Source organism: Brevundimonas sp. GW821-FHT10A07, assembly GCF_059415785.1.
Map to the genome: position 1 here is coordinate 176,887 of NZ_JBWKNX010000007.1, position 6,117 is coordinate 183,003.

A 6,117-nucleotide genomic window follows, 5' to 3' on the forward strand; every position below is an offset into this window, starting at 1 on the left:
TGGGTTCACGCCGCCGTGAGCTTTTCGTGAGGCCTCAGCCCTCGGCTTCGGCGAAGGCGACGCGGGCGGCGCCCAGCAGGGCCGCATGTTTGTGCATGATCACCTTGGTCGGAATCTCGGCCATATAGTCCTTGAACCGACCCTTGCGCTCGAACCGCTGGCGGAAGGGGCTGGCCTTGATGAAGGGCAGGATGCGCGGGACGATGCCGCCGGCGATATAGACGCCGCCGCGCGCGCCCGTGGTCAGGGCGATGTCGCCGGCGACCGCGCCCAGGATGGCGCAGAAACGGGCCAGGGTGGCGCCGCAGGGGCTGTTGGGGTCCTTCATGGCCGTCTCGGTGATCTGGGCCGGATCCTCGATATGGGTCTCGCGGCCGTCGATCTCGGCCAGGGCGCGGTGCATGTTCAGCAGGCCGGGGCCGCAGATCAGACGTTCGATGGAGACGCGGTCATAGCGGCGGCGCAGGATGCGCAGGATCTCGTCCTCGACCGGATCGCCGGGGGGGAAACAGGCGTGGCCGCCTTCCGACGGCATGGCCATCTCCTTGCCATGGGCGTCGCGCACCAGGGCGGAGACGCCGAAGCCGGTGCCGGGGCCGAGCACCGCGACGGTGCAGTGGGGGTCGCCGTCGACGGGGCCGCCCAGGCTTTCCAGCTGGTCCTCGGGCACCACGGGGGCGCCCCAGGCCAGGGCCTCGAAATCGTTGATCAGCTTGACCGGCTTCAGGCCCAGGGTCTGAAGCTCGCTCTCGGACACCTGCCAGGGCGAGTTGGTCAGGTCGATGGCGCCGTCGGTGACGGGGCCGGCCACGGCGATGACGCCGCCGGTCGGCTTGATCTCGCAGCCGTCGATGAAGGCGGCGACGCCCTTCAGGAAGGTGGGATAGCGCTCGGCCGGGAAGCTCTCATGGTGGTCCAGCACGGGCTTGCCGTCCACCATCCGGGCCAGGGCGAAACGGGCGTTGGTGCCGCCGACGTCGCCGACGAGGAGGGTCTTGTCATTCATGGGGTCGTTTCCTGCGGTCGGTTCGGTGGATCAGGCGTCCACGGTCCGGTCGACGAAGTTGGGATCGGGCGGCGTGTCCGTATGCGATTGGGCGCCGCTGGGGAAGGCGAAGCAGACGGTGGCGCCTTCTTCTGCCGTGGTGACGACGTGGCGGAAGGCCGCGAACAACTCGCGGCCATAGCCCCAGGCCGTGCCCGCCGCGTTGGCGGCGGCGCGGGCGGCGGCGGGACGGGCCGACAGATCGCCGACGCCCACCGTGGTCAGAACCCCGGCCTCGGCGTCGAGACGGATGACATCCCCGTCCTTCACATGGGCCAGGGGGCCGCCGGCCAGGGCCTCGGGCGAGACGTGGATGGCGGCGGGGGTCTTGCCGCTGGCGCCCGACATGCGGCCGTCGGTGACGAAGGCGACCTTGAACCCCTTGTCCTGGATGACCGACAGGGCCGGCGACAGGCTGTGCAGTTCGGGCATGCCGTTGGCCTTGGGGCCCTGGAAGCGCAGGACCACGACCACGTCGCGGAACAGCTTGCCGTCCTTGAAGGCCTGGAGCGCGTCCTCCTGGGTCTCGAAGACGGCGGCGGGGGCCTCGACGATGCGGTTCTCGGGCTTGACCGCCGAGACCTTGATGACCGCGCGACCCAGATCGCCCTTGACCAGGCGCAGACCGCCCTCCTTGTCGAAGGGGTTGGAGGCGGGGCGCAGGATGTCGAGATCCAGGCTTTCCTTGACCCCGTCGCGCCAGACCAGCTGGCCGTCGACCATCGACGGCTCCTGGAAATAGGGCTCGATCCCCTTGCCCATGATGGTGGTCACGTCCGAATGGATATGGCCGGCCTGGGCCAGTTCGCGGGCGACGAAGGCGACGCCGCCGGCGGCCTGGAAGGCGTTCACATCGGCCGAGCCGTTGGGATAGACCCGCGCCAGCAGGGGGGTGACGGACGACAGCTCGTCCATGTCGGTCCAGTCGATCAGCACGCCCGCCGCCCGGGCCATGGCGACTAGGTGGATGGCGTGGTTGGTCGAGCCGCCGGTGGCCAGAAGGGCGACGATGGCGTTGACGATGGACCTCTCGTCGATGACGTCGGCCATGCGGCTCTCGCCGCTGCGGGCCAGTTCGACGGCGCGCTGGGCGGAGGCGGCGGTCAGGGCGTCGCGCAGGCCGGTGTCCGGATGGACGAAGGCGGTCGAGGGCATGTGCAGGCCCGCCAGCTCCATCATCATCTGGTTGGAGTTGGCCGTGCCGTAGAAGGTGCAGGTGCCGGGCGAGTGATAGGAGCCGATCTCGCTTTCCAGCAGGGTCTGGCGATCCACCTTGTTCTGGGCGTACTCGGCGCGGACGCGGGCTTTCTCCGCGTTCGGGATGCCCGACGGCATCGGGCCGGCGGGGGCGAAGACGACCGGCAGGTGGCCGAAGGCCAGGGCCCCCATGAACAGGCCGGGCACGATCTTGTCGCAGACGCCCAGCATCAGGGCGGCGTCGAAGGCGTCGTGCGTCAGGGCTACGCCGGTGGACATGGCGATGACGTCGCGGCTGAACAGCGACAGCTCCATGCCCGGGCGGCCCTGGGTGACGCCATCGCACATGGCGGGGGTGCCGCCGGCGACCTGGGCCGTGGCGCCGACCTGACGCACCGCTTCGCGGACTACGCCGGGGAAGCGTTCGAACGGCTGGTGGGCCGACAGCATGTCGTTATAGGCGGTGACGATGCCCAGGTTGGGCTTGGACCCGTCCATGGCGGTCAGCTTGTCGGCGATGGTCTGGCCGGCGAAGGCGTGGGCCCAGTTGGCGCAGGACAGTTTGGCGCGGCCGGTCCCGCTGTCGCGGGCGGCGTCCATGCGACGGATGTAGTCGGCGCGGGTCGCGCGGCTTTTCTCGACGATCCGGGCGGTGACCGCGGCCACCGTGGGGTGCAGGGTCATGTCAGCTGGCTTCCGTGTACAGAACTTCAAGGGAAACGCCGGCGGCGATCAGGGCGGCGATGGGCTGGATCCTGGGATCGCCCTGGGCCTCCTGCTCGAAGACGCGGCGCTTGGCGTCGCCCTTCAGGCCCAGGATCACCCGGCCGGCGGACATCAGATAGGGCAGGTTGATCGACAGGCGCTCGATCGTCGGCGCCGCGCCGTCGCGGCCGTGGGGCACGCCCAGGACGGTCGGTTTCAGCGTCGGGGTCAGCAGGGTCTTCAGGGTGGGGCTGTTGGGGAACATGGAGCAGATATGGCCATCCTCCCCCATGCCGAGAAGGACCGCGTCGAAACGCCCGCCCGCATCGGCCAGGGCGTGGGCCGCGACGATGGCGGCGCGGTCCACGGTGACCTCGGGCGTATAGAGGGGGATGAAGCGGCCGGCGGCGGCCTTGTCCTGCAGCAGGACGTCGCGGATCAGCCGGGCGTTGGACTCAGGCGAGGTCTCGGGGACGTAGCGTTCGTCCACCAGGGTGACGGCGATCCTGGCCCAGTCCAGATCGGTCGCGGCGAGGCGGCGATAGACGGGGGCGGGGGTCGTGCCGCCGGGGCCGGCGAAGACAGCGGCGCCCTTGTCGCGGACGGCGGCGGCCAGGGTCTCGGACAGGCGGGCGGCGATGGCCTCGGCCCAGGCGTCGACGGTGGGGAAGGTTTCGATGGGATGGGTCATTCTAGTGGTCCTCCCTTCCGTCATCCTCGGGCTTGACCCGAGGATCGGAGGCGGCGGCGAGGAAGATGTCTCGCGTCATCGCACCAGCGCGCGGAACGTCCGGTCCTCGGGTCAAGCCCGAGGATGACGGTGCCAAAAACTCACACATCGGTGGTGTTCCAGTCGCGGCCGGTGCGCATCATCAGCATGTCGGCGCTGTCGGGGCCCCAGGTGCCGGCGACATATTCGTCGGGCTTCTGGCCGGACTCGGCCCAGGCCTCGGCGACCTCGTCGACCCATTTCCAGGCCTGCTCGGCTTCGTCGCGGCGGACGAACAGGGTGGAGTCGCCGGCCATGGCGTCCAGCAGCAGACGTTCATAGGCGATGCGGCGGCGCGGCGGGGCGGCGCTCTTGCCGTCCACGCCCCAGGACAGGCTCATGGTGATGGGTTGGAGCTGCATCCGCTTGTCCAGACCGGGGCGCTTGTTCATCACCGTCAGCGAGATGTCTTCCTCGGGCTGCAGCTCGATGATCATGCGGTTGGCCGGCGCCTCGCCTTCTTCATTGTCGAAGATCGAGTGGGGAACGGGCTTGAACTGGATGACGATCTCGGTGCGCTTCTCGGGCAGACGCTTGCCGGTCCGCATGAAGAAGGGCACGCCGGCCCAGCGCCAGTTGTCGATGTCGGCGCGGATGGCGACGAAGGTCTCGGTGTCGGAATCCGCGCCGCGCTCCTCGTCATAGCCCTTGACCGGCTTGCCCTCGGACACGCCCGCCACATACTGGCCGCGCACGCTGACGCGTTCGGCTTCTTCGGGGGTGATGGGCCGCAAGGACCGCAGCACCTTGACCTTTTCGTTGCGCAGCGATTCCGGATCCAGGTCCGACGGCGGCTCCATGGCCACCAGGCACAGCAGCTGGAGCATGTGGTTCTGGAGCATGTCGCGCAATGCTCCGTACTCGTCGTAATAGGGCCAGCGGTCGCCGACGCCCACCGTCTCGCCGATTGTGATCTGGACGTGGTCGATCGTCAGATTGTTCCACAGCGGCTCGAAGATGGTGTTGCCGAAGCGCAGCGCCGTCAGGTTCTGGACCGTCTCCTTGCCCAGATAGTGGTCGATGCGGAACACCTGGTCCTCGCTGAAGGCGTGGGACACGGCGTCGTCGATCTCGCGGAAGGACTTGAGGTCGCGGCCGACCGGCTTCTCCAGCACGATGCGGCAGTTGCGTTCGGCCAGGCCCGCCGTCTTCATCGCCGTGACGATGCGGCCGTACAGCGAGGGCGAGACGGCCAGGAAGGAGGTGACCTCGCCGTCGCCGACGCGGTCCTTCAGGCCCTTCAGACTGGCGGGATCGGTGGCGTCCACGGCCAGATAGTCGAGCCGGGCCTTCATCTTGGCCCAGGAGTGGTCGTCCCAGGCCCTGTCCGCCTCGGCCTTGGCCTTCACGGCGTCATGGACCTTGGCCACATATTCGTCGGGGGTCTCCTCGGAGCGGGCCGCGCCGATGATCTTCAGATCCTCGGGCAGGAGGCCGTCATGCTCCAGGAAATAGAGCGAAGGCAGCAGCATGCGCATCGCCAGATCGCCGCCGCCGCCGAACAGAATGAGAGCCGCCATCGCAATTTCCTCGATCATCCCCGGGGCGGGAATGCACGTCCTTAGGGTTCGGCCTCGTCTTGGTGGGCCTTAGCCGGGGGCTTTGCCCGCTTCCGCACGCGAGGCCAACACGTCCAGCACGTCCTGAAACACCATGTTACGGGCGTGGAGAAGCACCAAGAGGTGATAGATCAAATCCCCAGCCTCGCTGGCGAGTTCCTCGTCCGGGCCGGCGACGCCGGCCAAGGCGGTCTCCACGCCCTCCTCGCCGACCTTCTGGGCGATACGTTTGACGCCCTGGGCCATCAGTTTTGCGGTCCAGCTTTCGGACGGATCTGCGGCGGCGCGTTCGGCGATGGTCTGTTCCAGCCGGGCGATGCGGCCCAGACCCGGCGCGTCGGCCGCGCCGAAACAGCTGGTGCGGTGCAGGTGGCAGGCGTCGCCGACCGGGTTGACCGACAGGACCAGGGCGTCGCTGTCGCAGTCGGCCGTGACGCCGACGACGTGCAGCCGGTCGCCCGAGGTCTCGCCCTTGCGCCAGCGTCCGCCGCGCGAACGCGAGAAGAAGGTGGCCTCGCCGGACTGGAGGGTCTCGTCCAGGGCGGCGCGGTCCATATAGGCCAGGGTCAGAACCTGAAGCGTGGCGGCGTCCTGCACCACGACGGGAACCAGGCCGTTCCCTTTTTCGAAATCGATGGCAGCGGGGTCGATCATGGGATCCTCTCCTCAAAAATCCTCCCCCTCTGGGGGAGGGGGACCGCCCGAAGGGTGGTGGAGGGGGTAAGGGCGTGCGGGATGTGGAACATCGGGCGGCGGTGCGCGGGCGGGGGGGGGGGGGGGGGGGGGGGGGGGGGGGGGGGGGGGGGGGGGGGGGGGGGGGGGGGGGGGGGGGGGGGGGGGGG

Annotated in this window: 5 protein-coding genes; all 5 read right to left on the reverse strand. The window is 69.2% G+C overall.

Annotated elements, in window-relative coordinates; translation table 11 throughout:
- Positions 1-34: 34 nt before the first annotated feature.
- Positions 35-1,006, reverse strand: a complete 972-nt coding sequence (glk, locus tag AC07NC_RS08070; RefSeq protein ID WP_008258989.1) for a glucokinase — start codon at positions 1,004-1,006, stop codon at positions 35-37.
- Between the two features lie 30 nt (positions 1,007-1,036).
- Complete coding sequence (edd, locus tag AC07NC_RS08075; RefSeq protein WP_494569189.1) at positions 1,037-2,926, reverse strand: phosphogluconate dehydratase; 1,890 nt, start codon at positions 2,924-2,926, stop codon at positions 1,037-1,039.
- 1 nt (position 2,927) lies between these two features.
- Complete coding sequence (gene pgl, locus AC07NC_RS08080; RefSeq protein WP_494569190.1) at positions 2,928-3,638, reverse strand: 6-phosphogluconolactonase; 711 nt, start codon at positions 3,636-3,638, stop codon at positions 2,928-2,930.
- Between the two features lie 140 nt (positions 3,639-3,778).
- Complete coding sequence (zwf, locus tag AC07NC_RS08085; RefSeq protein ID WP_035310040.1) at positions 3,779-5,236, reverse strand: glucose-6-phosphate dehydrogenase; 1,458 nt, start codon at positions 5,234-5,236, stop codon at positions 3,779-3,781.
- Between the two features lie 69 nt (positions 5,237-5,305).
- Complete coding sequence (hisIE, locus tag AC07NC_RS08090) at positions 5,306-5,929, reverse strand: bifunctional phosphoribosyl-AMP cyclohydrolase/phosphoribosyl-ATP diphosphatase HisIE (RefSeq protein WP_494569191.1); 624 nt, start codon at positions 5,927-5,929, stop codon at positions 5,306-5,308.
- Between the last annotated feature and the right edge of the window lie 188 nt (positions 5,930-6,117).

Excerpts from the sequence above, each read along its gene's own strand:
- glk (WP_008258989.1), bottom strand. The coding sequence starts at position 1,006 with ATGAATGACAAGACCCTCCTCGTCGGCGACGTCGGCGGCACCAACGCC.
- edd (WP_494569189.1), bottom strand. The coding sequence starts at position 2,926 with ATGACCCTGCACCCCACGGTGGCCGCGGTCACCGCCCGGATCGTCGAG.
- pgl (WP_494569190.1), bottom strand. The coding sequence starts at position 3,638 with ATGACCCATCCCATCGAAACCTTCCCCACCGTCGACGCCTGGGCCGAG.
- zwf (WP_035310040.1), bottom strand. The coding sequence starts at position 5,236 with ATGGCGGCTCTCATTCTGTTCGGCGGCGGCGGCGATCTGGCGATGCGC.
- hisIE (WP_494569191.1), bottom strand. The coding sequence starts at position 5,929 with ATGATCGACCCCGCTGCCATCGATTTCGAAAAAGGGAACGGCCTGGTT.